The 24,560-nt window shown below is 66.9% G+C and carries 20 protein-coding genes and 2 pseudogenes; 9 read left to right on the top strand and 13 right to left on the bottom strand.

Annotation, left to right across the window (positions count from 1 at the left end):
• The first annotated feature begins 46 nt into the window (after window positions 1-46).
• Together ipdE1 and ipdF are read left to right on the top strand one after the other, a co-directional pair.
• A complete protein-coding gene (ipdE1, locus tag MKAN_RS11465; protein ID WP_023368449.1) occupies window positions 47-1,204 on the top strand; it encodes an acyl-CoA dehydrogenase IpdE1 in 1,158 nt (385 codons plus the stop codon).
• On the top strand, window positions 1,201-1,989 hold the full coding sequence (ipdF, locus tag MKAN_RS11460) for a (5R,7aS)-5-hydroxy-7a-methyl-1-oxo-2,3,5,6,7,7a-hexahydro-1H-indene-carboxyl-CoA reductase (RefSeq protein WP_023368448.1): 789 nt from the start codon (window positions 1,201-1,203) through the stop codon (window positions 1,987-1,989). Before ipdE1 ends, ipdF begins: the two co-directional genes overlap by 4 nt.
• Before the next feature lie 496 nt (window positions 1,990-2,485).
• Here the strand turns inward: ipdF and MKAN_RS11455 are convergent, their stop codons facing one another.
• Both MKAN_RS11455 and MKAN_RS11450 read right to left on the bottom strand, forming a co-directional pair.
• Window positions 2,486-4,141 carry a PPE family protein gene (locus tag MKAN_RS11455; protein ID WP_036396062.1) on the bottom strand — a complete coding sequence of 552 codons (1,656 nt, stop codon included), beginning with the start codon at window positions 4,139-4,141 and terminating at the stop codon, window positions 2,486-2,488.
• A 277-nt stretch (window positions 4,142-4,418) separates the two neighbouring features.
• Entirely contained in the window at window positions 4,419-6,071 is a 1,653-nt protein-coding gene (locus MKAN_RS11450) for a PPE family protein (RefSeq protein ID WP_023368445.1), read from the bottom strand.
• Between the two features lie 197 nt (window positions 6,072-6,268).
• Here MKAN_RS11450 and kstR2 point away from each other — a divergent pair, with 197 nt between their 5' ends.
• Window positions 6,269-6,871, top strand: coding sequence for a TetR family transcriptional regulator KstR2 (gene kstR2, locus MKAN_RS11445; protein ID WP_023368444.1), 603 nt, complete (start codon window positions 6,269-6,271; stop codon window positions 6,869-6,871).
• A gap of 1 nt (window position 6,872) precedes the next feature.
• Complete coding sequence (fadA6, locus tag MKAN_RS11440) at window positions 6,873-8,021, top strand: steroid 3-ketoacyl-CoA thiolase FadA6 (RefSeq protein ID WP_023368443.1); 1,149 nt, start codon at window positions 6,873-6,875, stop codon at window positions 8,019-8,021.
• A gap of 257 nt (window positions 8,022-8,278) precedes the next feature.
• Here the strand turns inward: fadA6 and MKAN_RS11435 are convergent.
• Window positions 8,279-9,367 (bottom strand): annotated as a pseudogene (locus tag MKAN_RS11435) (PPE family protein); the annotation flags it as partial.
• Between the two features lie 349 nt (window positions 9,368-9,716).
• Here MKAN_RS11435 and MKAN_RS29620 point away from each other — a divergent pair.
• Window positions 9,717-9,941 (top strand): annotated as a pseudogene (locus MKAN_RS29620) (DUF559 domain-containing protein); the annotation flags it as partial.
• 49 nt (window positions 9,942-9,990) lie between these two features.
• Here the strand turns inward: MKAN_RS29620 and MKAN_RS11425 are convergent.
• From MKAN_RS11425 to echA20, 10 genes are all read right to left on the bottom strand, one after another.
• A complete protein-coding gene (locus MKAN_RS11425) occupies window positions 9,991-10,731 on the bottom strand; it encodes a hypothetical protein (protein ID WP_023368440.1) in 741 nt (246 codons plus the stop codon).
• Window positions 10,728-11,375 carry a SatD family protein gene (locus MKAN_RS11420; RefSeq protein WP_023368439.1) on the bottom strand — a complete coding sequence of 216 codons (648 nt, stop codon included), beginning with the start codon at window positions 11,373-11,375 and terminating at the stop codon, window positions 10,728-10,730. Before MKAN_RS11420 ends, MKAN_RS11425 begins: the two co-directional genes overlap by 4 nt.
• A gap of 64 nt (window positions 11,376-11,439) precedes the next feature.
• Window positions 11,440-13,473, bottom strand: coding sequence for a fatty acid desaturase (locus MKAN_RS11415; RefSeq protein ID WP_023368438.1), 2,034 nt, complete (start codon window positions 13,471-13,473; stop codon window positions 11,440-11,442).
• A 107-nt stretch (window positions 13,474-13,580) separates the two neighbouring features.
• A complete protein-coding gene (locus MKAN_RS11410; RefSeq protein ID WP_023368437.1) occupies window positions 13,581-13,940 on the bottom strand; it encodes a DoxX family protein in 360 nt (119 codons plus the stop codon).
• A gap of 18 nt (window positions 13,941-13,958) precedes the next feature.
• A complete protein-coding gene (locus MKAN_RS11405; RefSeq protein WP_023368436.1) occupies window positions 13,959-14,597 on the bottom strand; it encodes an NAD(P)-dependent oxidoreductase in 639 nt (212 codons plus the stop codon).
• A 441-nt stretch (window positions 14,598-15,038) separates the two neighbouring features.
• Entirely contained in the window at window positions 15,039-15,521 is a 483-nt protein-coding gene (locus MKAN_RS11400; protein WP_023368434.1) for a MarR family winged helix-turn-helix transcriptional regulator, read from the bottom strand.
• Window positions 15,522-15,602: 81 nt separating this feature from the next.
• Window positions 15,603-16,673 (bottom strand): (3aS,4S,5R,7aS)-5-hydroxy-7a-methyl-1-oxo-octahydro-1H-indene-4-carboxyl-CoA dehydrogenase, encoded by a 1,071-nt coding sequence (ipdC, locus tag MKAN_RS11395; RefSeq protein WP_023368433.1) that lies wholly within the window; start codon window positions 16,671-16,673, stop codon window positions 15,603-15,605.
• Entirely contained in the window at window positions 16,670-17,425 is a 756-nt protein-coding gene (ipdB, locus tag MKAN_RS11390) for a cholesterol ring-cleaving hydrolase subunit IpdB (protein WP_023368432.1), read from the bottom strand. Before ipdB ends, ipdC begins: the two co-directional genes overlap by 4 nt.
• Window positions 17,422-18,300, bottom strand: a complete 879-nt coding sequence (gene ipdA / locus MKAN_RS11385) for a cholesterol ring-cleaving hydrolase subunit IpdA (protein WP_023368431.1) — start codon at window positions 18,298-18,300, stop codon at window positions 17,422-17,424. The genes ipdB and ipdA overlap by 4 nt, the downstream gene beginning before the upstream one ends.
• Before the next feature lie 71 nt (window positions 18,301-18,371).
• Complete coding sequence (gene echA20 / locus MKAN_RS11380) at window positions 18,372-19,124, bottom strand: (7aS)-7a-methyl-1,5-dioxo-2,3,5,6,7,7a-hexahydro-1H-indene-carboxyl-CoA hydrolase (protein WP_023368430.1); 753 nt, start codon at window positions 19,122-19,124, stop codon at window positions 18,372-18,374.
• A gap of 85 nt (window positions 19,125-19,209) precedes the next feature.
• Between echA20 and MKAN_RS11375 the strand changes: the two genes are divergently transcribed.
• The 4 genes from MKAN_RS11375 to MKAN_RS11360 all read left to right on the top strand — a co-directional run bounded on the left by MKAN_RS11375 (window position 19,210) and on the right by MKAN_RS11360 (window position 24,370).
• The gene (locus tag MKAN_RS11375) at window positions 19,210-19,977 is read left to right on the top strand and encodes an SDR family oxidoreductase (RefSeq protein ID WP_225722936.1); all 768 of its coding nucleotides are present in this window, start codon (window positions 19,210-19,212) and stop codon (window positions 19,975-19,977) included.
• Window positions 19,978-19,995: 18 nt separating this feature from the next.
• Entirely contained in the window at window positions 19,996-20,901 is a 906-nt protein-coding gene (locus MKAN_RS11370) for an SDR family oxidoreductase (RefSeq protein WP_023368427.1), read from the top strand.
• A gap of 53 nt (window positions 20,902-20,954) precedes the next feature.
• On the top strand, window positions 20,955-21,620 hold the full coding sequence (locus MKAN_RS11365; protein ID WP_023368425.1) for a hypothetical protein: 666 nt from the start codon (window positions 20,955-20,957) through the stop codon (window positions 21,618-21,620).
• A gap of 152 nt (window positions 21,621-21,772) precedes the next feature.
• Window positions 21,773-24,370, top strand: coding sequence for a PE family protein (locus MKAN_RS11360; RefSeq protein WP_023368423.1), 2,598 nt, complete (start codon window positions 21,773-21,775; stop codon window positions 24,368-24,370).
• Window positions 24,371-24,560: the final 190 nt, after the last annotated feature.

Below are 24,560 nucleotides of genomic sequence, written 5' to 3'. Positions count from 1 at the left end.
CCAGCGGCCTAACAAAGCAAGTGCTTGGTAGGTTAGCCTACAGGTCATGCAGGACGTCGAGGAGTTCCGGGCCGAGGTCCGCCGATGGCTCACGGACAATCTGGTCGGCGAATTCGCAGCTCTCAAGGGACTCGGCGGGCCGGGACGCGAGCACGAGGCGTTCGAAGAACGCCGGGCATGGAATCAGCATCTTGCGGCCGCCGGGCTCACCTGTTTGGGCTGGCCGGTCGAACACGGTGGACGGGGACTGCCGACCGCGCACCGGGTGGCGTTCTACGAGGAGTACGCGCGCGCCGACGCTCCGGTCAAGGTCAACCACTTCGGCGAAGAGTTGCTGGGGCCGACCCTGATCGCGTTCGGGACGCCCGAACAGCAGCAGCGCTTCCTCCCGCGCATTCTCGACGTCACCGAGTTGTGGTGCCAAGGCTATTCGGAGCCGGGTGCGGGCAGTGACCTGGCCAACGTTTCGACCGCCGCGGAGCTCGACGGCGACCAGTGGGTGATCAACGGCCAGAAGGTGTGGACGTCACTGGCGCACCTGTCGCAGTGGTGCTTCGTGGTGGCGCGCACCGAGAAGGGCTCCAAGCGGCATGCCGGGCTGTCGTATCTGCTGGTGCCGCTGGATCAGCCCGGGGTGCAGATCCGGCCGATCGTCCAGATCACCGGCACGTCGGAGTTCAACGAGGTGTTCTTCGACGACGCGCGCACCGACGCCGGCATGGTGGTGGGCCGGCCGGGCGACGGGTGGCGGGTTGCGATGGCGACGCTGACATTTGAGCGCGGCGTGTCCACGCTGGGCCAGCAAATCGTCTATGCCCGCGAGCTTTCGCGGTTGGTCGAGCTCGCGCAACGCACCGGCGCCGCCGATGACCCGTTCATCCGGGAGCGGCTGACCCGGGCGTGGACCGGACTGCGGGCGATGCGCAGCTACGCGCTGGCCACCTTGGAAGCGCCGGCCGTCGAGCAGCCCGGTCCGGACAACGTGTCGAAGTTGTTGTGGGCCAACTGGCATCGCTCGCTCGGGGAGCTGGCGATGGATGTGGTGGGCAAGCCGGGCCTCGCGTTGACCGACGGTGAATTCGACGAATGGCAGCGGCTGTATCTGTTCACCCGGGCCGACACCATCTACGGCGGTTCCAACGAGATTCAGCGCAACATCATTGCCGAGCGGGTGCTCGGCTTGCCGCGGGAGGTCAAGGGATGAATTTATCCGTCGCGCCGAAAGAGATTCCCGGACATGGACTTTTGGACGGCAAAGTGGTGGTGGTGACCGCGGCTGCGGGTACCGGCATCGGCTCGGCCACCGCGCGCCGCGCGCTTGCCGAGGGGGCCGACGTGGTGATCTCCGACCACCATGAGCGACGGCTGGGGGAGACCGCCGCCGAACTGGCCGCGCTGGGCCTCGGCCGGGTCGAAAGTGTGCTGTGCGACGTGACGTCCAGTGTGCAGGTGGATGCCCTCATCGACTCGACCACCGCACGGATGGACCGACTCGACGTGCTGGTCAACAACGCCGGCCTCGGTGGCCAGACGCCGGTGGCGGACATGACCGACGACGAGTGGGACCGCGTCCTCGACGTCTCCCTGACGTCGGTGTTCCGGGCCACCCGGGCCGCGCTGCGTTACTTCCGCGACGCCCCGCACGGCGGAGTGATCGTCAACAACGCCAGCGTTCTCGGCTGGCGAGCCCAACACTCGCAGGCGCACTATGCCGCCGCCAAAGCGGGCGTGATGGCGCTCACCCGTTGCAGTGCAATAGAAGCCGCCGAGTACGGGGTTCGGATCAACGCCGTCTCGCCCAGCATCGCCCGGCACAAGTTCCTGGACAAGACCACCTCGGCCGAACTGCTGGACCGGCTGTCCGCCCGAGAGGCGTTCGGCCGTGCCGCCGAACCCTGGGAAGTCGCGGCCACCATCGCGTTTCTGGCCAGTGATTATTCGAGTTACCTTACGGGCGAGGTTATTTCGGTGTCGAACCAGCACCCGTAGGCGGGTTGGTGATCGGGGGACGTCGCACGTGCTCACCGTATCGGCTGCCATGCCGCCGCTCGAGTGTGCGGTGGCGGCTTTGACTGTGCAGGTAGGGCGGTAACGTCCACGATCGGCCGCCCTCACGTCGCAGTCGGCGCCGCCAGCGCACACTCGGCGCCATCAGCGCACAGTCGGTGCCTCCAGCCGCCGACCCAACCGCACCAGCACGCGATTTCCCTCTCCCACACCGGGGCGCAGCCACACAACCGCTCCTAGCGACAATGTCGGCGTGTGCGGCGCAGCCAAGCCATTGTCTCGAGGAGGGTGCGTCGCGCGTCTTGTAGCAGTGCTCGAAGGGGTTCAGCCCGCTGTCGCCGCACCGGCCTGATAGCCCGGCATCGCCGAGACGCCGGCCGCCCGCGTCACCTCGTACTGCCAGGCGGATAAGGCATCTCGAATCATCATGACCCTGCGCGCCGATAGCCGATTCGGGATGCCCGGCCGATCTGTCCGGCTACGTCAGTTGTTTCAACAGTTGGTCGATACTGAACAAGCCAGACAGAGCGGTGCCGGTGTTGAAGAAGCCAGTGTCGAAGCCGCTCACCGTGGGGCCCGTACTCGGGACGCCGGCGTTGCCGATGCCGGAGATAGCACCGTTGAATACTGATCCTCCGCTGGCCTGGTTGAAGAAGCCCGAGATGGCGCCGGCGGCAGTGCCGGTCGCAGAGTTGAAGAAGCCCGAGACACCATCGCCGGTGTTGTTGAAACCGGAGTTGACCAGGCCGCTGTCGGTGGTCGACCCGATGCTGGTGTTCACATCGCCCGAATTCCAGAAACCGGTGTTGGTCTCGCCCGAGTTGCCGGAGCCGGTGTTGCCGTCGCCCGAATTCCACGAGCCCGTGTTGAGGGTCCCGCCGTTCTCGAAGCCGGTGTTCAATTCACCCGAGTTGAAGAGGCCGGTGTTCAGCAAGCCGCTGTTGCCGAGGCCGAAGTTGCCGATGTAGGAGTTGAAAAGGCCGACGTTGCCGACGCCTGCGTTTCCGATGCCGAAGTTGCCTGGGCTGGTGGACGGCGTCGGGCTCGCGTTGAAGATGCCCACGTTGCCGTTGCCGGAGTTGAAGAAGCCGATGTTGTTGGTGCCGGAGTTGCCGATGCCGATGTTGCCGCTGCCGGAGTTCAGCAGGCCGGGCAGGTTGATGCCGACCTGATTGTTGCCGGTGAGCCCGATCCCGATGTTGTTGTTACCGGTGTTTCCGAAGCCGAAGTTGCGGATCCCGTTGTTGCCAGCGCCGAGGTTTCCGATGCCGGTATTGCCGCCGCCGATGTTCTCGTTGCCGATGTTTCCGACGCCGACGTTTCCATTTCCGAAGTTGCCCATGCCCAGGTTCACACCGGGATTCGAACTGGTGGCGGGCTCGCCGGTGTTGCCGAAGCCGATGTTTTGGTTGCCGAAGTTCCCGCTGCCGAAGTTGTTGTTGCCCTGGTTTCCATTGCCGATGTTTCCGCTGCTCGCTATGGCGGAGCTGCCGTTGCCGCTGCCGACGTTTCCGCTGCCGGTGTTTCCGCTACCGACGTTGGCGGTGCCGGTGTTGCCGTTGCCGATGTTGCCGGTGCCGCCCTTGTTGCCGATGCCGATGTTGGGTAAGAGCGCCAACAACTGCTCGAAGGGGTTCAATCCGGCGGCGGCTGCCGCCGCGCCGGCCTGATAGCCCGTCATCGCCGAGACGTCGGCGGCCCACATCGCCTCATATTGGGCCTCGGCGGCGGCGATCGCCGGGCCGAAGAGCCCCAGGAAATTCGAACGGACCAGTTGCACGAACGCATTGCGGTTGGCCGCCACCGACAGCGGATGAATCGTGGCCGCCTGCGCCGCTTCGAATGCGCCGGCTACCGTCTGTGCCTGGGCCGCTGCTCCGGCGGCCTGCGCCGACGCCGCGCTCAGCCACCCCGCGTACGGCGCGGCCGCGGCCGTCATCGCCGCCGACGCCGGGCCCTGCCAAGCCTGACCGACCAGCCCCGAGGTCACCGACGCAAACGAATCCGCAGCTGCCCCAAGTTCATCGGCCAACCCGGCCCACGCCGTAGCCGCCTGCAACATCGGCGCCGAACCGGCACCGTTGAACATCAGCAACGAATTGATCTCGGGCGGCAGCATCGGAAAATTGACCATGTCGACCTCCAACACGTTTCCACTCGGCCGCCCCCGACGCGACCGATCACCTAATGGAATCGAGCAATTCACGGATGCTACGCCAATTGCGCGGTGGAGAAGGGGTTTTCAGGCAAGCCGGCCGGCCTTGGCGTCGTTGATCGGCGAGATCGATGCGCGCGGCGCTTTGGGTCTGTTACGACTCTCCGGGTATTCTGGGTCGCCAACGCCAGTTGGATGGCGTTAAGTCATTGCAGCCCAAGAGAAGCTACGGAAACCCCGTCGCCTACCGGCTTCGTTACGGCAACAACCGGCTCAAATTGAAGATGCCCGATACGGCAGTGCCCACGTTGAAAAAGCCGGAGTTCCTGCCGCTGATCGTGGGACCCAGGACGCCCGGGATGCCGGTGTTTCCGATGCCCGAGGTCACGCCGCTCTGCCCGGTGCCGCCGCTGGCCGTGTTGAAGAAGCCCGACATACGGCCCGGCGTGCCACCGCCGGTGGCGGTATTGAAGAATCCGGAGCTTAGGGTTCCGGTGTTGTTGAAGCCCGAGTTGGTGAGGCCGGTGTCGGTAGTCGACCCGAAGCCGGTGTTGACGTTGCCGGAATTCCCGCTGCCCGTATTGAAGCTGCCCGAATTCCCGCTGCCCGTATTGAAGCTGCCCGAGTCCCAGAAGCCGGTATTGAGGTCGCCCGAGTTGCTGAAGCCGGTATTCGCGGAGCCCCCGTTCCCAAAGCCAGTGTTGAGTTGGCCGTTGTTTCCGAAGCCGGTATTGCCGGCGCCCGAATTTCCGATACCGAGGTTGCCGCTGCCGGAGTTGCCGAAGCCGAAGCTGTTCAGATGACCGGGATTGGTGGTATTGCTTCCGGTGTTGAAGGCGCCGATGTTGCCGTTACCGGAGTTGAAGAAGCCGATATTGTTGGTGCCGGAGTTGCCGATGCCGACGTTGCCGCTGCCGGAGTTCAACAGGCCGGGCAAGTTGATGCCCACCTGATTGTTGCCGGTGAGCCCGATCCCGATGTTGTTGCTACCGCTGTTGCCGAAGCCGAAGTTGCCGCTACCGGTGTTGCCGCCGCCGATGTTGTTGCTGCCGGCGTTGCCGCCACCGATGTTTCCGTCTCCGTTATTGCCGAAGCCCCAGTTGGTGTTGCCGACGTTACCCATGCCCACGTTATGGCCGGGATTCGGGCTGGTGGCGGGGTTGCCGATATTCCCGAAGCCGATGTTGCCGTTATAGCGGTTTCCCGCACCGAAGTTGCCGTTGCCGATGTTGCCGCTGCCGGTGTTGTCGTTGCCCCGGTTGCCGCCGCCGATGTTGCCGAAACCGCTGTTGCCGCTGCCGAGGTTTTGGCCGCCGGTGTTGCCGCTGCCCAGGTTGGCGTTGCCCTTGTTGCCCAGGCCCACACTGGGCAGGCCGGCCAGAAACTGTTGCAGGCTGGCCGGCAACGGGATCAGCGATGCCGCCGCTGACGACGCCCCGGAGTGATACCCGAACATCGCCGCCACGTCCTGGGCCCACATCTGCTCATAGACGCTTTCGGTCGCCGCGATCGCCGGCGCGTTTTGCCCCAACAGGTTCGACATCACCAACTGCACGAACACATTTCGGTTGGCCGCCACCGCCACCGGGTGAATCATGGCCGCGTGTGCGGTCTCAAAGGCGGCCACCACCGCCTGGGCTTGCCCGGCCGCTGCGGCGGCCTGAGCCGAGGCGGCGCTGAGAAATCCCGCATACGGAGCCGCCGCGGCGGTCATCGCCGCCGCGGCCGGACCCTGCCAGGCCTGCTCCGCCAGGCCCGCGGTCACAGACGCAAACGACTCCGCCGCCGACTCCAATTCGCCGGCCAAACCGTCCCAGGCCGCCGCGGCCGAAAGCATCGGCGCAGACCCGGCACCGCCGAACATCCGCAACGAATTGATCTCCGGCGGCAACACCGTGAAATTCGTCATCTGACCTCCATGGACAGGCATCAAGCGTCGGCTACGCCGGGCAACGCCAGAACACTACGACGACGACACGCGTCACCGGCGGGTTTCGCCCGAACTGCCCGAACAGGCATGCGCGAATGTGAGAAGAAACCCTTCCGGTCGAACACGCAGCGCGGACCTCGTTGGCCGAGCAAGCGCTTGGTTGATAGTCTGGTCGGATGGACCGAGTGGCCGGTCAGGCTATTAGCCGGCGAGACGAGTTGCTGGAGCTTGCCGCGGCAATGTTCGCCGAGCGCGGCCTGCGCGCCACCACCGTGCGCGACATCGCCGACGGTGCCGGCATTCTCTCCGGCAGCCTGTATCACCATTTCTCCTCCAAGGAGGAGATGGTCGACGAGCTGCTGCGCGGGTTCCTCGACTGGCTGTTCAATCGCTACCGCGAAATCGTGGACACCGAGCCCAATCCGCTGGAACGGCTCAAGGGGCTGTTCATGGCGTCGTTCGAGGCAATCGAGCATAGGCACGCCCAAGTCGTCATCTACCAGGACGAAGCGCAGCGACTGTCGTCGCAGCCCCGGTTCTCCTATCTCGAGGACCGCAACAAGCAGCAACGCAAGATGTGGGTGGAGGTGCTCAAGCAAGGCATCGCGGAGGGCTACTTCCGGCCCGACCTCGATGTCGACTTGGTCTACCGCTTCATCCGGGACACCACTTGGGTGTCGGTGCGCTGGTATCAGCCCGGCGGACCGCTCACCGCCGAGCAGGTGGGTCTGAACTACCTCGCCATCGTTCTTGGCGGGATCACGAGAGAAGGAGTATGACATGCCCGAGGCGTACGTCGTTGAGGCCGTGCGGACAGCGGTCGGCAAGCGCAATGGAGCACTCGCGGGCGTGCATCCGCTCGACCTGGGGGCCGGCGTATTCCGAGGCTTGTTCGAGCGCGTCGACGTCGACCCGGCCGCGGTCGAGGATGTGATCGTCGGTTGTGTGGACGCCGTCGGCGGACAGGCCGGCAACATCGGCCGGCTGGCGTGGCTGGCCGCGGGGTATCCGGAAGAGGTTCCGGGTGTCACCGTCGACCGGCAATGCGGTTCCAGTCAGCAGGCGATTTCCTTTGGGGCGCAAGCGATTATGGCGCAGACGGCCGACATCATCGTGGCCGGCGGAATCCAGAACATGAGTCAGATCCCGATCTCTTCGGCCATGGAGGTCGGCAAGCAGTTCGGTTTCAGCTCGCCGACTGCCGAGTCGAAGGGGTGGCAGCACCGCTACGGCGACGAGGAGATCTCGCAGTTCCGCGGCGCCGAAATGATCGCCGAGCGGTGGAACCTGTCCCGTGAAGAGATGGAGCGGTTCGCGCTCAGCAGCCACGAGCATGCGCTATCCGCAATCAGGGCAGGGCATTTCGACAACGAGATCGTGGCGGTGGGCGACTTCCGCCTCGACGAGGGACCTCGTGAGACATCGCTGGAAAAAATGGCCGGACTGCCGACCCTCGTCGACGGCGGCCGGCTTACCGCCGCGCTGGCCAGCCAGATCTCCGACGGCGCCAGCGCGGTGCTGCTGGCGTCCGAGCGAGCCGTCAAGGACCACAACTTGACCCCGCGGGCGCGTATTCACCACATCAGTGCACGCGGTGCCGATCCGGTGTTCATGCTGACAGGCCCGATACCGGCCACCCGCTATGCGCTGGAGAAGACCGGGCTTTCCATCGACGACATCGACGTCGTGGAAATCAACGAGGCGTTCGCACCGGTTGTCTTGGCCTGGCTCAAGGAAATCAAGGCCGACCCGGAAAAGGTCAATCCCAACGGCGGTGCGATCGCGCTGGGTCATCCGTTGGGAGCCACCGGCGCAAAGCTGTTCACCACCATGCTCAACGAGCTCGAGCGCGTCGGTGGTCGATATGGGTTGCAGACCATGTGCGAGGGCGGCGGCACGGCTAACGTGACGATCATCGAGCGCCTGTAGCCTGCGGGGCGCCGACTGTTAACCACGCGACGCTTCGTGGGACGCACGCTCGGCGCTCGGCGTCGCCACGGCAATGCGCCCGCTTGCGGCCACGGGACGTCGAGGGTTCTGCGAACCAGTTGTCCCACAACGGCTTTGACACCCATTCCTGGCTGAGCAGCGCCGGCAATGGACGTGATCGGTGGCGACCAACCGCCCGCGAGGCATGCGGGCACGCGATCGACCGGGGAAACTCAGCGGGGGAAGGCGAACTGGACGCCGGTGCCTGGGATGCCGATACCCACCATGTTGTCGCCGGTGATCCCGTAGCCGATGTTTTGGTCCCCCAGGTTGAAGCCGCCGATGTTTCCGTTCCCCTGGTTGTTGAAGCCGACGTTGCTGTTCCCGTAGTTGCTGAGGCCAATGTCGTTGCTACCGATGTTGAGGAAGCCCGAATTGCTGTTGCCGGTGTTCCACCCGCTTGCGAAGCCGAGCAAGCCCGCGTTGCCGTCGCCCACGTTGCCGATGCCCGAGTTGCCGACGCCGTTGTTGAAGGCGCCGACGTTGCCGTGGCCGAAGTTGCCCGCGCCGAAGTTTCCGTCGAAGGTTGTCTTGGCGTCATACCTTTGGCCGTTGGGCGCGCAGTAGCCTTTGTCCGGGGTGTTGTTGCCAACGCCGACGTTGTTGTCGCCTTTGTTGTAAGCGCCGACGTTGTGCTGGCCGTTGTTGAAAATGCCGAAGTTTCCGACGCCGCTGTTGAAGAAGCCCACGTTGTCCCAGCCGAGATTGCCGAAGCCGAGGTCCGCCGCCGCATTCGCCGCCGCATTCGCGGCCAGCCCCGGCAGGTTCTGCAGCGCCTGCGCCGGCGACGCCAACTGTGCAGCTGCCGCTGACACGCCACCGTGATATCCCACCATCGCGGCCACGTCCTGCGCCCACATCTCCTCGTACTGGAATTCGGCGGCCGCAATCGCCGGCGCGTTGAAGCCAAACAGGTTGGACATCACCAACCGCACGAATGTATTGCGGTTGGCCGCCACCAGGAGCGGATGGATCATCGCGGCTTGGGCCGCCTCAAACGCGCTGACCACCGCCTGCGCTTGTCCGGCGGCATTCGCGGCTTGGGCCGAAGCTGCGTTCAACCAGCCGGCATACGGCGCCGCGGCAGCCGCCATCGCCGCTGCCGCCGGGCCCTGCCACGCCTGACACGCCAGTGCAGAGGTCACCGACGAAAATGACCCCGCCGCGGCCTCCAGCTCCTCGGCCAGCCCGCTCCATCCGGCCGCAGCCTCGAGCATCGGCCCTGAACCGGCGCCGCAATACATTCGCAACGAATTGATCTCCGGTGGCAACATCATGAAATTCATGATTGTGGACCTCCACGCTCAGAGTGATTTTACGTAGTGGGGCTGGCCCTATACCCGTGAGAATACGACGACTCGGAGCACTACTTCGGGTATTGCCGAAAATCGTCATTCTCAGCCGCACGGCGAAGGTCTTCTCGGCGAGTACGCCCCTCGGGGCGCCGAGTGTGAACCACGCGACGCTTCGTCGGCGTGTGTCGAGTCGCGGAGTGTACAGTCGGCGGGCTGTCGGGGTTGTCGGTGGGTGCTGTCAGTCGCCCATGAGCGAACCCGATTGGCCGTTCTTGGGTGCAGCGGCATCTGCCGCGGCGGCCATTCCGGAGCGGGCCATGCGCGCGATGTACGAGCGCGCCGCATCGATAAGGGTTATGAGGAGTTGCGGGTGGGCATCGAGTACGACGGGCCGCAGCACTGGACCGACCCCGAGCAGCGCGACCGGGACATCGACCGCTATACCGCATTGCATGACCTGGGCTGGACGATTATCCGGGTCAGCAACAAGCTGCTGCGTTATCGGCAGGGCACGTTCATCGGCCGCGTGGTTGCGGCCATGCAGGCAGCCGGATGGCGCCGATGAGCCGCCGAGCGTGAAATCCGTGACGCGTCAACGCGTCAATGTCAACCGCTTAGCGCGTGGCCAGGATCAAGGCCATACCCCCGAGGGCTAGCAACCAACTCGCGAAGCTGCCCACCAAGAAGTATTCGGTCACCTCGTCTATGCCAACCTCCCCATTGCGGCCCTTCTGCGCGCTCAGTTCGGGAAACCGAATAAGACCCTTCGCCGCAACGACCGCCCCGGCGGCCCCCACCTGCCCGCCCAGGCCGAGGCTGAGGATCAGCAGGCGCTCCATGGGACCCAGCACCCGGCCGCCCTTCAGCTTGTCCGAGGGCTGCGGCTGACCTGCCGGACGCACGGCTCCCACCGCGCCGAGCACTAAGCGGATCAATTGATTGCCGGTCGCCAGCTGGAGCAGCACCACGCCGACGACCATCAGCAGCCGAGTGGGCGTGACGGTGCCCAACGGCAGGGCCACCCAGTGAGCCCAGCGGGCGGCAACGCCACCCGCGTGAGATCCCAACCCGGACAGGATGATGAGCACCGCAAGAGCGACCACCATGACGGTCAGCGCGGGACGCTGGTGCCTGCCGGTGCGCTCGCTGCGCAGGCACGACACCTCCCAGGCCACCGCCGCCAGCACCGCCAACCCCAGGGGCACGATGTCGCGGGCGTGCCACAGCCCGCACAGCGCCGCGCAGGCCACGACCACCGCCGGTCCGGTGACCAGCGGCGGCCACACCGCCCTCGATAATCGCCGCCAGCCGTCGGCGATGCCGACGGCGATCAGCAGAACAGCGACGGCGCTCACGTGATGCTCCGAAGATATTGGGACGCAAGGATAATCAGGTCCAAACCGGCACGGCTTGTGCGCTGGGACACCGCCGACGCGCTGATACCCTCGGCCACGGCGAGTTCCTTCTTGGTCAGCCCGTCCATCAAACCCCTCACAATCCGCAATGACCTTTCATCGAGCGATCCAAGCAGATGGTCCCGACAAATCAGGGCCGCGTTGACCGCCGCGACATCAGAGCGGGCGTTATCCGGCGCCCGAAATGTGGTCCGCACCAGCGCAAAGCCGGGCCGCTGCTGGATGTCGGCGGTATGCCTGATGGCGTCTCGCGCTGCCCACCACGCCGGGCCGTCCTGGATCCCAGCGTCCGAGTCGAGGATCGTAATCGCGCCCCACCCGATCCCGAAACGGACGTCGACCTCGGGTGCCAGCAGCAACCGCACTCGCATGGCGGCGTCGATGGCAGCGCCGACGGTAGGGTAGCTGCCCTGGAACTCGTCGCCGACGGTGAACGCCGGTGCGTCGATGCTGCCGTCGGCGACCTGCTGCAAAGCCGTTGCGGTGCGTCTGTGCAGCGCCGACCGGTCAGCGGCACGGCGGGACCCGACGACGTCGCCAATCACCGTGGCCCGAAGTAAAGCGTGATTCTTCAGACTATCCATTTGAAGATAATAGCTTAACCTTTAAAGAGTTAAGCTATTAACTAAATAAGTATCCCGGGAAATGCTAGCGGTCGTAGTCGACGGATACGAACGGTGTGGTCGGGTGCGACTGGCAGGTCAAGATATAACCGGCGTCCAGCTCGGCCTGGCCGAGAGCGAAGTTGTGGTCCATCTCGACGTTGCCGTCGATCAGCTTGGCCCGGCAGGTTCCGCACGCGCCGCCCATGCAGGCGTACGGTGCATCGTCGCGTACCTGCAACGCCCCTTCCAAAATCGAGTCACCAGGCACCAGGTCGAACGTCGCGGTCTGTCCGGACAAAGTGAAGGTGACGGTCGCAGCTTCGTACGAACGTTCGGGGGCCTCGGACGTGTCGTAGCCGTAGAACAGCTCGAGGTGAATGTGTTCGGGGTCTACGCAATGTTCGACCAGCGACTCGCGGACCGCGACGGTCATTTCCATCGGGCCGCAGATGAACCACTCGTCGACGCTGTCCGGCTGCAGGTTGCCGGTCAGCCACTTGTTGAGCTTTTCCGCGTCGATGCGGCCCCGCAGTTCGGGAGTGTGCAACGGCTCGCTGGACAGCACATGCAGCACCTCCAGGCGGTCGGCGTAGCGTGATTCCAGGCGGTCGAGCTCCGCCCGGAACATCGTCGATTCCCTGGTGCGGTTGCCGTAGATCAGCGTGAACCGGCTCTCGGTCTCGATCTCCAGCGTCGTCGCCAGGATGGACAGCACCGGGGTGATCCCGCTGCCGGCCACCAGGCCCACGTAGTGCTTGCGGTTCAGCGGGTGCAGCGGGGTGCCGAACCGGCCGGTCGGAGTCATCAGCTCGAGCACGTCGCCGGCCTTGAGGTCGTTGGCCACGAACGTCGAAAAGGCGCCTCCGGGAATGTGTTTCACGGCGATCCGCAACTGAGCACGGGTGGCCGGAGCGCAGATCGAGTAGTTGCGCCGAACTCCCCGCCCGCCTTCTTGGCCGACAGAGTCGGTACGCACGGTCACATGCTGGCCCGGCTCGAAGCGGAACGCATCCTGCAGCGCTTCGGGTACCGCGAAAGTCACCAATGTGCTGTCGGCGGTGATGGGGTCGACCGAGGCGACCGGGATGCGGTGCAACACCGCGTGAGGGGAGCTGGACCGGGCCGGCATCCGCACCGGCAACAGCTTGGCGAGCCGGCCGTTGAGCTGTTTCCACTCCCGGAACTCGTCCGGATTCAGTTGCTGGCCAAAGACTGTCGAGATCGCCGCATTGCGCTCCAGGTAGGCCTCCTCGTTGCGCTTCCACGTCCGCAGGTACCGGTAGAACGGCACCGACGGGTGCAGATGGTGCACCAAGTGGTAGTTCTGCGACAGCAGCACCGGGGTGAACAGCCACTCTGCGCCCACGCGGTTGCGGGTAGCCCGGTACCGGTTGGTGCGCTGGGTGTCCTCCAGCCCGTGGTGGGGCAGCCAGTCGAACCACCATGCCAGCACGGTGAGTCCGATGCGCTGCGGGATCAGGAACACCACCGCAAGGGTCCAGAAATTTCCGGTGGCGATGGCGACGGCAAGGCCGGCCATGCTCAAGGTGAACATCACCAGCGTCTCGGCGACTTCGGCGACGGGTCGACTGCGGGCCCGGGGCAGGTAGTACTTGAGGTAGAAGTATTCGACCATCGGCCAGCGCAGCGGCAGCAGCCACGGCGAGCCGTGCGACGCGAACGTGTCCGGGTCCTGTTCGTCGTCGTTGGAGTGCCGGTGGTGCTGGATGTGGATGTACCCGAACGACGGGAAGGCGACCACCGGCCCGACAAAAAGCCACGCCAGTCGTCCGAACAACCCGTTGACCCAGCGGGTCGAGCTGATCGAGTAGTGCGACGCGTCATGCACGACGGTGAACATGACGAAGGTCACCGAGGCATTGATTGGAATTGTCACCCAGAACGGCAACCATCCGTTGATGTAGCCGACCGTCGACAGCACGAAAGCGGTCAACGCGGCCAGGAAGATCCCGACGGTTGGCACCGCGAGCCTGGGTACCGACTCCCCGGGATCGGGCAGGGCATGGTGGGCGGACGAGTCGGACGCCGCTTGGTCTACTGTGCCGATGGTCGACATAGCTGAAGTAGCGTAGTCGACACGCGTCAACTACTCCACCGGCGCGGATCCGGCCGGCTGACGCGCGGTCGGCGATATTGCCGGGGTCTTCGCAGATCAGCCGCAATTCACGGCCCGTTGAGCACCAACGCCAGCGATGTGACGTTGAGCGTCAAGAAGCCGATGGCGAGGGCGAACTGGGGGCTGTAATCGCGGGCGAGCAGGTGTGTGTAGATGGCGCACACGAAGAACAGGACGAGCCCGACAGCCGCGGCGACACCGACCGGCCGCAGGCCGGCCAGGCCAACCGCCAAGCCGATCGCGCCGGCGGTCTTCAGGGTGCCGATGGGGAAGGTGAGCCACGACTCGGGGACGCCGGCCCTGGCCATGCCGGGAAGTATCGGCTTGAAGTGAAGGAGAGCGGCTACCCCGGAAAAACCGTTTGCCGCGACAGCGCTCAGAGTGACAGCGACATAGGTGGGTGTCATGGGCGGAATTCCGTTCTGTTAGTAGGCGATACCAATGGCCTGCCGCACCGTCGCGGATTGATCCAGCGCGGTCAGCATCAGGTGCGCGACGTCGGCGCGAGATATCCCCGAGCCGCGAGGGACGTTGCCGCCCAACACCGTCCGATAGCTTCCGGTCAGCGGCTTGTTAGTGAGTTTAGGTGGCCGCACGATGGTCCAAGCTATGTGGCTGCGCCCCAACTCGGCTTCCATCTCGGCAAGGTCGGTATAGACGCTGCGCAGCACCGTGGTCAGGATCGGCAGGACCACCGCTCGCGTGAGCAGACTTTCGCCGGGGGGCACCGGCCCGACCGGAGCCGCACTCACCGCGACCAGTCGCTCGACACCGGTGGCCTGCATGGCGCGCACGATGCTGCGGGTACAGGTGGCGGCCACCGCAGTGTCTTTTCGGCCGCGCGGGCCGACCGCGGACAGCACCGCGTCGCTTCCCCGCAGCGCTGGCCGCAGTAGCGTTGGTTCTTCCAGTCCCGGTACGGTGCTTACCGACAGCCCCGGGCTGCTGATCGGCAGTCTGGCGGCATCACGAACCACCGCATTGACGGCATGACCGCGCTGCAGCGCTTGTGTTACCAGGTGCTTGCCAACGCCGCCGGTGGCGCCGAAGACGGTGATCTTCATCTGGCCTCCAAGGGATTACGGTTCTCGATGCGCTCGAGATCGGAACGCTCTGCCTATAGACTATCACTAATTGTGACGATCACAAATGGTGCATTAACAACCGAAGGCACTTGCACACGATTAGGGCATCACCAAATGTGACGATCATCAGAGATGCGTACCTGCCGGACGAGTTATGGAACTGGTGATCTTCAGAGGGAACGGCCAGACGGGTCGTCTGGTGACCGCGCTGGCGCTGGCCGCGGGACACCACGTCACCCTCCGTGACACGCCGGCCGCTGGAGTTCCGGAGCGCGGTTGACGCTGGCTGCTGCCGATGCGCGCGATGCACGGGCGGTCACGCCGATTGTGCAAGACGCTGACGCGATGGTCTCGGTACTAGGTACCAGGCTGGTTGCGCACCTGGCTGCCCGATAGCTGGCAGCATCCGATGGGTAACCGTTAACCGCGGTCAGACATTCGAGGGTGAACTCCTGGGATGAGTCCGGCTCCGGCGGCCATGCGCTGCAAGAGCTTCCGGAGCGTGGCGCGTTCGTTGGCCGACAGTGCCGCAGACATCTCTTCGTCGAGCTCCCGACCCGATTCGTCGAGAGTCGGGAGCAGGCGACGACCCTTGTCGGTCAGGGTAACCGCGAATGCGCGCCGGTCGTCGGGGTGCCGCAACCGCTTGACCAGCCGCCTGCGCTCCAGGTCGTCGATGACGGTCACCATCACGTTGCGGTGGATCCCCAATCGCGCTGACAGCTGGCGCTGAGATTGACCGTCGTCGGATGCCAGCGCCAACAGCACCGCATAGGACCGCGGTTCCACTCCGGTGGGAGCCAGTCGGCGATGAAACTCCGCATCACTATAGGAACCCAGTTGCGAGAGGAGAAACGCAACGCGCTGGTCCAACGCGGTAATGCCCAACCGACTTTCAGCCACTTGTCAAGGTTAGCGCCCAACTTGAGCGTCAGCGTGCATGATAATCATGCAAACTGTGTCGAGGACTGGCCGAAGATGCTATTAGTCTGCGACCAACGCCGATGCTGCCCGCAGGCGTGCGACGGCGTCACGCACGATCGTCTCGATCAGTTCCGCGCACGACGGCAAATCGTCGAGAATCCCCGCCACCTGACCGGAGGCCAGCACGCCCGCTTCGGTGTTGCCGTCGACCAGGCCGGCCTTGAGCAGCATCGGGGTGTTGGCCGCCATCACCACCTGCGACCAGGTCAATTCCTTGCCGTGGCGCATGGCCAGGCCGTCGCGGATCATCGATCGCCAGCTCATCCGCGACATCTTCTTGAATTTGGCGGCGTTTCGCACCGCAGCGGTGAAACCCCTTACCCGCGAGCCGCTTTCCAGCTTGTCGACCAGACCGGTGCGCAGCACCCGGTGCGGCATGCCGTCGACGCGGGTGGTGACGACGGTGCTGTCCAGTGCGGCCTGAAGATAGCGCTGTTTCACCGCGTCGGGCACGGTGGAATCCGACGTCAGCAGAAACCGGGTGCCCATAGCAACCCCAGCCGCGCCATAGGCCAGCGCTGCGGCCAGTCCGCGCCCGTCGAAAAAACCGCCCGCGGCGATCACCGGAATGCCGGTGCCCTGCACGGCGTCCAGGACCGACGGCAGCAATAGCGTGGTCGGCACCGGTCCGGTGTGGCCGCCACCTTCGCCGCCCTGCACGATCATCGCGTCGGCTCCCCAGGCTGCGACCTTGTGGGCGTGTTTGGCCGCGCCGATCGACGGGATGACCACTGCGCCGGCCTCTTTCAGCCGGGCAATCAACTCGGGTTTGGGCGCCAGGGCGAAGGAGGCGACCTTGACGCCCTCGCGGATCATCAACTCGACGCGGTCCGGCGCGTCGGTGGCGTCGGCGCGGATGTTGACCCCGAACGGCTTGTCCGTGGCGGCCTTGACTTTGCCGATGGCAGTCGCCAATTCGTCCAGGGTCATGGTGGCCGACGCCAGGATGCCGAGGCCGCCCGCGTTGGCCGTGGCCGACACCAGTCGGGCACCTGCGACCCAGCCCATGCCGGTCTGCACCACCGGATGCTCGATGCCGACCAGCTCGGTGAGTGGGGTGCGCAATCTCACGATCGAATTTCTTTGTCGCGCAGCGACTTCGGGTCGATAGCTGCGCGGATCAGGCGCAGCTCGTCATCGGTCGGCAGCCGGGATTCGCCGGTGTCGCCGAGACCGTGCACCTCGAATGAGGTGGCTTCGCGGACGTCGTCGGGCGATACCCCGGGATGCAGGGACACTGCGCGCATGGTGTGGTCCGGGCCCCCGAAGTCGAACACGCCGAGGTTGGTCACCACCCGGTAGACGTTGACGAACCGGAATGCCGGATTGCCGGGGTCGACCTTGTCGTAGCCGATGCCGGAGACCACGTCGACGGCGTCGACGAACACCCGCTTCGAGTGGTTGCCGACCCAATAACTGGTGGCGTGATTGATGGTGTTGCCGGGCGAACCGCGGACCCCGAACATCTGCCGGGTCGGGTGCTGCAGCGGCCCGAACGCTGAGATGTTTTGATTGCCATAGCGGTCAACCTGGTTGGCGCCCATCACCACATGCCGTCGGCCCCAGGCCAGCGTCTCGAACACCCGGCCGAACGGCATCCAGCCTTCGACGGCGCCGGTCTTGCCGAGCGGGGGGGTATCGGCGAGCAGTTGTGCCTCGCCGTCGGTGAGCAGGATGTCCGGGGAGAAGGTCAGCCGCGCCAGCCGCGCCCCGACCGAGGCCATGGTGGTCATCGGGCTTACCATGATCTCGCCCGCGTCGCGGAACAATTCGGCGCAGGCGACCACGCAGATGTCGGCTCGACTGATCACTTCTGCGGTCATGAAGATGCTCCAAACTCGCGTACCGCGGCCTGGTAGTCGTCTTCGCCGCCGGAAAGGTAGGTGGCGACGAACTCCCGCCAGCCGTCCTCTGTCGACGCCGCCTCGGCATAGTGCCGCTGGAACTTCTCGTCACGGCCGTAATCCGGTGCGGCGGTGGTGAAGTGGGCCCCGCCAGGCGCTTCGACGACTGCGTCGACCATCATCCGGTTGACCAGCAGGGCCTGCGGCGGAACGGCTTTGACCAGCTCCTCGGTGGAGACGATGCGTTCGACCGACAGAAACCGCTTCTCGGCGGCCATCAGAAAGAGGTCGTCGAAGTAGGGATCGATGCCGGTGTAGGCCGCATTGCCGTGGCAGTCACCGAGGTTGAGGTGGGCGAAGGCGGCGTCCAGGCGCAGCGCCGGCATGGCGATAAGGGTTTCGTGCCCGCCTCCGGGGGCCGGGTAGGGACTGGTCACGGTGGCCAACTCGCCCTCCCAGAAGTCAGGAACCGAGCTGCCCAGGCCGGCGCGGATCGGCAGGAACGGCAGCCGCTGGGCGGCCGCCTGCAGCCCGCACCGCAGCATGCCTTCGTCCATTTCCCGGGCCTCGATGGCGCCGCTGGTCCGGGCCTTGGCGAACCAGGGGTCGTAGAACGGCGGCGAGTCCAGCGAGACGAACCCGTAGCAGACCCGCTTGACTTTCCCGGCCGCACACAGCAGTCCCAGATCCGGTCCGCCGTAGGTGACCACCGTGAGGTCGGTGACATCGCTGCGCAGCATGGCGCGCACGAAAGCCATGGGTTTGCGCCGCGAACCCCAGCCGGCGATGCCGATGGTCATGCCGCTGCGCAACTGCGCGACGGCGTCGTCGAGCGTGGTTCTCTTGTCGAGCACTATGCGCCGCTCTCCCCCGCAAGAGGGTGGTTCCCCCACCTCATCGTTACCCCTTTCATGGTCGCCGGCGGCTATGACTTCCTCACGAATGCGTCGCGGTGCTCGTCGGACACCCCCGCCAGGTTGAGCTCGAAGGTAAAGCCTTGTTCCATGCGGTAACTCGAGTTGACCCGTTGCACGTCGATGAAGTTCAGCGCCTCTTTGGCGGCGCGGATTACCCGGGTGTCCTTGGCGGCGATGTCACGCGCCACCCGTAGGGCCGCCTCGTCGAGTTCGGCGCGGGGCACCACCTCGTGCACCGAGCCGAAGTGATGCAACGTGGCGGCGTCCACCGTGGTGGCGGTAAAGAACAGCCGCCGCATCATGTGCTGCGGCACCAGCCGCGACAGATGAGTGGCGGCACCGAGCGCCCCGCGTTCCACCTCCGGCAGCCCGAACCTGGCGTCGTCGGAGGCCACGATGACATCGGAGTTGCCGACTAGACCGATGCCGCCGCCCACACAGAATCCGTTGACGGCGGCGATCACCGGCACCGCGCACTCGTAGACGGCGCGGAACGCGGCAAAGCAGCCGCGGTTGGCGTCGATCAGTGCGGTGTACCCCTGAGAAGCTCGAGTCCGTTGCATTTCCTTGATGTCCACACCGGCGTTGAAGCCGCGGCCCTCGGCGCGCAGGATCACCGCGTGGGTTTCGGGGTCGGCGCCCGCGGCCGTGATGGCCTCGGCGAGTTCGAACCAGCCGCGTGACGGGATGGCATTGACGGGCGGGTAGTCGACGGTGACCGCGACTATGCCCGGCTCGAGGGTGGCGCATGTGATTGTCAATTGGCACTTCCTGTCGGGAACCCGGGTACCTGAGCAAGCACTTGCTTGGTACGCTAGCACAGTGACCCGTGCCGAACGAGGCCCTCTGGCTGGAGAAGCTGTCAATCTGGGGCTGGCCGGGCGGGTGGTGTTGGTGACCGGCGGCGTTCGCGGAGTAGGCGCCGGTATCAGCGCGGTCTTCGCCGAACAGGGCGCGACGGTCATCACCTGCGCGCGACGAGTCGTCGAAGGCCTGCCGTATGAGTTCCACGCCTGCGACATTCGCGACGAGGATTCGGTGGGCCGGATGATGGGCGCCATCGCGGAACGGCACGGCCGCCTCGACGTGTTGGTCAACAATGCGGGAGGGTCGCCCTACGCCCTGGCGGCCGAGGCGACGCACAACTTTCACCGCAAGATCGTCGAGCTCAATGTGCTTGCACCGCTGCTCGTTTCGCAGCAGGCTAACGCGCTGATGCAAGAGCAGGAGCGCGGTGGGTCGATCGTGAACATCTGCAGTGTCAGCGGTCGCCGTCCCACTCCGGGTACCGCTGCATACGGGGCGGCCAAGGCCGGGCTCGAAAACCTCACTGCCACACTGGCAGTGGAATGGGCTCCGCAGGTCCGGGTCAACGCGGTGGTGGTCGGCATGGTCGAGACCGAACAATCCGGGCTGTTCTACGGAGACGCCGAGTCGGTGGCCCGAGTCGCGGCCACGGTGCCATTGGGCCGGCTGGCAAAACCCACCGACGTCGGATGGGCCGCAGCGTTTTTGACGTCCGACGTGGCGTCGTATATCAGCGGCGCCACGCTGGAGGTGCACGGCGGCGGCGAGCCGCCGCCGTATCTGGCCGCCTCGAGCGCCAACAAGTAACCAGTAAGGAGCAAAGGTATGGGCCTGGTTGACGGCCGAGTCGTCATCGTCACCGGAGCGGGCGGCGGTATCGGTCGCGCGCATGCGCTGGCCTTCGCGGCCGAGGGCGCGCGCGTGGTGGTCAACGACATCGGGGTGGGGCTGGACGGTTCGCCCGCAGGCGGCGGCAGCGCGGCGCAGGGCGTGGTCGACGAGATCACCGCGGCCGGTGGCGAAGCCGTCACCAACGGATCCGACGTCTCCGATTGGAACCAGGCGGCCGGCCTGATCCAGACCGCCGTCGAAACTTTCGGTGGCCTCGACGTTTTGGTGAACAATGCCGGCATTGTGCGCGACCGCATGATGGCCAACACCAGCGAGGAGGAGTTCGACGCCGTCGTCGCCGTGCACCTCAAGGGCCACTTCGCCACGATGCGGCATGCCGCGTCATATTGGCGGGGACTGTCCAAGGCAGGGAAAACTGTTGACGCCCGGATCATCAACACCAGCTCCGGTGCGGGCCTGCAGGGCAGCGTCGGACAGGGCAACTACAGCGCCGCCAAGGCGGGCATCGCGGCGATGACGCTCGTCGGCGCCGCGGAGATGGTCCGCTACGGCGTCACCGTCAATGCCATCGCACCGTCGGCCCGTACTCGCATGACCGAGACCGTCTTTGCCGAGATGATGGCCAAGCCCGACGAGGGTTTCGACGCGATGGCGGCCGAGAACATCTCCCCGCTGGTGGTGTGGCTGGGCAGCGCCGAATCCCGCGATGTCAGCGGAAGGGTGTTCGAGGTCGAGGGCGGCATCATCCGGGTCGCCGAGGGGTGGGCACATGGCCCGCAGGTCGACAAGGGCGCGCGATGGGATCCCGCCGAGTTGGGGCCCGTGGTCGCCGACCTGCTGGCCAAGTCGCGGCCACCGGTTCCGGTGTACGGGGCCTGACTGAGTTTTAGGCGGTACGGCCCGACTAGCCGGCCCGCGATATTTTGCTTCGCATGGATGAAGCCGTGGCACGATCGCTCGGCGAGTTGGCTCGTCCCGGCGGCCTCTCGGCCGTCTTTTGCGCCGGCGCCTCGCCGCTGGGCCACCGGTGGGAGCTCCGCGGAACCGATAACGTTCTGCTGGCCCGTACCGCCCGAGTGCACAGCGGCGGCAAAGCGGCGCAGAAGTTCTGGAAGCTCGTGACTTTGACGGGCATGGACGTCGGCAACGACATCCACGTCGAGGTGCGCGGAGCGGGCGGCGCGGTCTTGGGCCGGATCAGCTCGATCAACGAGAAGCCCGCTCCAGCGACGCTCAGTGATCCCGACCGGCGGCAAATCGCCAAGACCGTCCGCAAGAAGGACGATGTGACCGTATTCGGGTCCGACGACAGCGTGCTCGCTCACCTGGTCTGCGACGGCGATGGGCCCTGGCCGGTGCTCGACCGTGCAGCCGTTGTGGTGGGCCGGTTGGTTGGCGGCGAGCCGGGACCGTCGCTCAGGCCGGAGCTTCTCGAGTCGTTGTTGTTCCCCCGGGAAGCGATCAATTCGGCGGCGTACAAGCAGAGTCAGCATCTGGGGCTGCGCCGGGTGACGCGCTACACGTTCCTGCCGACGACCGGCAAGACGCCGTCGTTACCGCTGGCGTTGCTTCCGCTGATGGCCGGACTCACCTACTGAGTTATTTGCGGCTGCAGTACCTACGAGACGCCGGAAATCCTGGCGAAGTCCAGGACGTGCTGCTTTCGCCGCGATACGGTGCGTCTTTTACCGACCATGTCGCGGGTGCTCGGACACCAGCAGGGATGTCATGACCCATCGGGAGGTGTCAGATGTCGACTTTGATCGCGGTGCCCGAGATCCTGGATTCGGCCGCAACGGATCTGGCCAGTATCGCTTCGACGCTCAATGCCGCGGATGTGTCCGCGGCGGCACGTACCACGGGGATCTTGGCGGCAGCTGAGGACGAGGTCTCGGCCGCGATCGCGGTGCTGTTCTCCAGCCACGCCCAGACGTACCAGGCGGTCAGCGCGCAGGCGACGGCGTTTCACCAGCAGTTCCTGCAGGCGTTGACCGCGGGCGCGGCGGCCTATGCCGGTGCCGAGGCGGCCAACGCTTCGCCCCTGGCGCAACTGCTTGCCGCGGTCAACGCGCCGGTCCAGGCGCTGACCGGGCGCCCGCTGATCGGAAACGGCGCCAACGGCGCCCCGGGCACCGGCGCCAACGGGGCGCCGGGCGGTTGGTTGCTCGGTGACGGTGGTGCCGGCGGGTCCGGTGCGCCCGCAACGATCTCCACACCCGGCGGCGCCGGTGGCGCGGGTGGGGCCGCCGGATTGCTGGGCTCCGGCGGGGCCGGTGGAGCCGGCGGCAGCTCAGCGTTTGCCGGTCAGGCCGCGGGGGCCGGCGGCGCCGGCGGGGCCGGCGGGTGGTTGTCGGGCAACGGGGGTGTGGGCGGCGCCGGTGGAGCGGCCGTATCGGCGGCGGGGAAGGCCGGTGCGGGCGGGATCGGTGGGGCCGGCGGCTTGCTGGGTGCCGGTGGGGCCGGCGGTGCGGGTGGAACGAGCGTTGGTATCAGCGGCGGTGACGGCGGGGCCGGTGGGGCCGGCGGGGCCGGCGGGCTACTCGGCGGGCTGGTCGGCGCCGGTGGCGGGGACGGCGGGGCCGGTGGCTTCGGTCTCACGGCCGGGGGCGCGGGAGGCCGTGGTGGCGACGCGGGCCTATTCGCCGGACCCGGCGGCGCCGGCGGCGCCGCCGGCGGCAGCCTCAAAGCCGGCACCGGAGCGATCGGCGGCGACGGCGGGAGCGCCGGCTTCCTGTTCGGCAGCGGCGGCATCGGTGGGGACGGCGGATTCAGCGCCGTCGGCGACGGCGGGGCGGGCGGGCGCGGCGGCAATGCCGGCTTGCTGTTTTCCAGCGCCGGATCAGGCGGAGCCGGCGGGTTCAGTGGCGGTGGCATCGGCGGGGCCGGCGGGGCCGGCGGGGTCGGTGGACTGCTGGGTTGCGGCGGCATCGGCGGCGCCGGCGGCTACGGCAGCACTACCGGCGGTCACGGCGGCGACGGCGGCACCGCCGGCCGCCTGATAGGCATCGGCGGCGCGGGTGGGGCCGGTGGCGAAGGCGGAACGACCGGTGGCGACGGCGGAGCCGGCGGCAACGCCGTGCTGGTCGGCAACGGCGGCAACGGCGGCAACGGCGGGACCGGCCCGACCCTCGGCGGCAACGGCGCCGGCGGCACTGCCGGACTGCTGTTGGGCGCCAACGGCACCAACGGCCCGAATCCCGCCACGCCACTGCCGCCGGTGCGACAGGCTGTGCTCAATGCGATCAACGCGCCTGCCGAGGCGCTGACCGGGCGCCCGCTGATCGGCAACGGCGTCAACGGGGCCCCGGGCACCGGAGCCAACGGCGCGCCCGGCGGATGGTTGCTCGGCGACGGCGGATCCGGCGGGTCCGGGGCGGCGGACATAGGCCAAGACGGCGGGACCGGCGGGGCCGGCGGGCTGTTGGGCTCCGGGGGCGCCGGTGGAGCGGGCGGAAGCTCCTCGACGGGTAACGGCGGGGCCGGCGGGACCGGTGGAGCCGGGGGATGGTTCTCGGGCAACGCCGGCGTCGGCGGGGCCGGTGGACCCGCAACGGGATTCGGGCCCACCAAGATCGGCGGGGCCGGCGGCAGCGGCGGTGTCGGGGGGCTGTTGGGCGCCGGTGGGGCCGGCGGTGCCGGTGGATTCAGCCTGGGCGGCGTCGGCGGGGCCGGTGGGACGGGCGGCGCCTCCGGATCGCTTGCCGGGTTGGTCGGAGCCGGCGGCGGTAACGGCGGGAACGGCGCGTTCGGCCACGCCACCGGGGGTGCCGGTGGAGCCGGTGGCAACGCCGGCCTGGTCGGCGGGCCCGGCGGGGCCGGTGGAACCGGCGGGGTTGGCGTCGTCAACGGCGGTCACGGCGGGGACGCCGGCAACGCCGGCCTGCTGTTCGGCAGCGGCGGGCTCGGTGGGACCGGCGGAGTCGGCGTGGGCGGCAAAGGCGGGGCCGCAGGTCACGGCGGCGATGCGGGTCTGCTGTTCTCCAGCGCCGGGCCTGGCGGGACGGGCGGCTTCGGCGGCTCGACCGGCGGAGCCGGGGGCAGCGGCGGCAACGCCGGCCAACTCGGCTGCGGCGGTATCGGCGGAGCCGGCGGGTTCGGCACCATCACCGGCGGGACCGGTGGCACCGGTGGCACCGCCGGGCGGCTGGTGGGTGTCGGTGGTGCCGGTGGCGCCGGCGGCGACAGCACGACGACCGGCGGCGACGGCGGCGACGGCGGCAATGCGGTGCTGATCGGGAACGGCGGCAACGGCGGTAACGCCGGGACCGGCCCGACCACGGGTGCCGGCGGGACCGGTGGCACCGGCGGGAACCTGTTGGGCGTCAACGGGTTTGACGGGTTGACGTAGCCGGCCGGTTGCCGGCGCGACGTTCTTTGTCCGGGTTCTCGGCCCACCCGCCAGGACTCCGCCCGCCACTGCGGTTGTCGCGGGTAGCTGGGCACAACGAATGTCCTTGGCCGACGGGGACCTGTGCGGCGCAAGTGACTACGACGTGCGCCAGAAGGCGCGCCCGTCACTGCTGGCACAGTGGTCGTCG

Origin of the sequence: Mycobacterium kansasii ATCC 12478 (genome assembly GCF_000157895.3) — a bacterium.
Taxonomy (GTDB): Bacteria; Actinomycetota; Actinomycetes; order Mycobacteriales; family Mycobacteriaceae; genus Mycobacterium; species Mycobacterium kansasii.
This window is presented reverse-complemented; position numbering and strand designations above follow the sequence as displayed.

Excerpts from the sequence above, each read along its gene's own strand:
- ipdF (WP_023368448.1), top strand. The coding sequence starts at position 1,201 with ATGAATTTATCCGTCGCGCCGAAAGAGATTCCCGGACATGGACTTTTG.
- MKAN_RS11370 (WP_023368427.1), top strand. The coding sequence starts at position 19,996 with ATGGGCCTGGTTGACGGCCGAGTCGTCATCGTCACCGGAGCGGGCGGC.
- kstR2 (WP_023368444.1), top strand. The coding sequence starts at position 6,269 with ATGGACCGAGTGGCCGGTCAGGCTATTAGCCGGCGAGACGAGTTGCTG.
- MKAN_RS11405 (WP_023368436.1), bottom strand. The coding sequence starts at position 14,597 with ATGAAGATCACCGTCTTCGGCGCCACCGGCGGCGTTGGCAAGCACCTG.
- MKAN_RS11415 (WP_023368438.1), bottom strand. The coding sequence starts at position 13,473 with ATGTCGACCATCGGCACAGTAGACCAAGCGGCGTCCGACTCGTCCGCC.
- MKAN_RS11410 (WP_023368437.1), bottom strand. The coding sequence starts at position 13,940 with ATGACACCCACCTATGTCGCTGTCACTCTGAGCGCTGTCGCGGCAAAC.
- MKAN_RS11365 (WP_023368425.1), top strand. The coding sequence starts at position 20,955 with ATGGATGAAGCCGTGGCACGATCGCTCGGCGAGTTGGCTCGTCCCGGC.
- MKAN_RS11450 (WP_023368445.1), bottom strand. The coding sequence starts at position 6,071 with ATGACGAATTTCACGGTGTTGCCGCCGGAGATCAATTCGTTGCGGATG.
- ipdE1 (WP_023368449.1), top strand. The coding sequence starts at position 47 with ATGCAGGACGTCGAGGAGTTCCGGGCCGAGGTCCGCCGATGGCTCACG.
- ipdB (WP_023368432.1), bottom strand. The coding sequence starts at position 17,425 with ATGACCGCAGAAGTGATCAGTCGAGCCGACATCTGCGTGGTCGCCTGC.
- MKAN_RS11360 (WP_023368423.1), top strand. The coding sequence starts at position 21,773 with ATGTCGACTTTGATCGCGGTGCCCGAGATCCTGGATTCGGCCGCAACG.
- fadA6 (WP_023368443.1), top strand. The coding sequence starts at position 6,873 with ATGCCCGAGGCGTACGTCGTTGAGGCCGTGCGGACAGCGGTCGGCAAG.
- MKAN_RS11420 (WP_023368439.1), bottom strand. The coding sequence starts at position 11,375 with ATGGATAGTCTGAAGAATCACGCTTTACTTCGGGCCACGGTGATTGGC.
- MKAN_RS11455 (WP_036396062.1), bottom strand. The coding sequence starts at position 4,141 with ATGGTCAATTTTCCGATGCTGCCGCCCGAGATCAATTCGTTGCTGATG.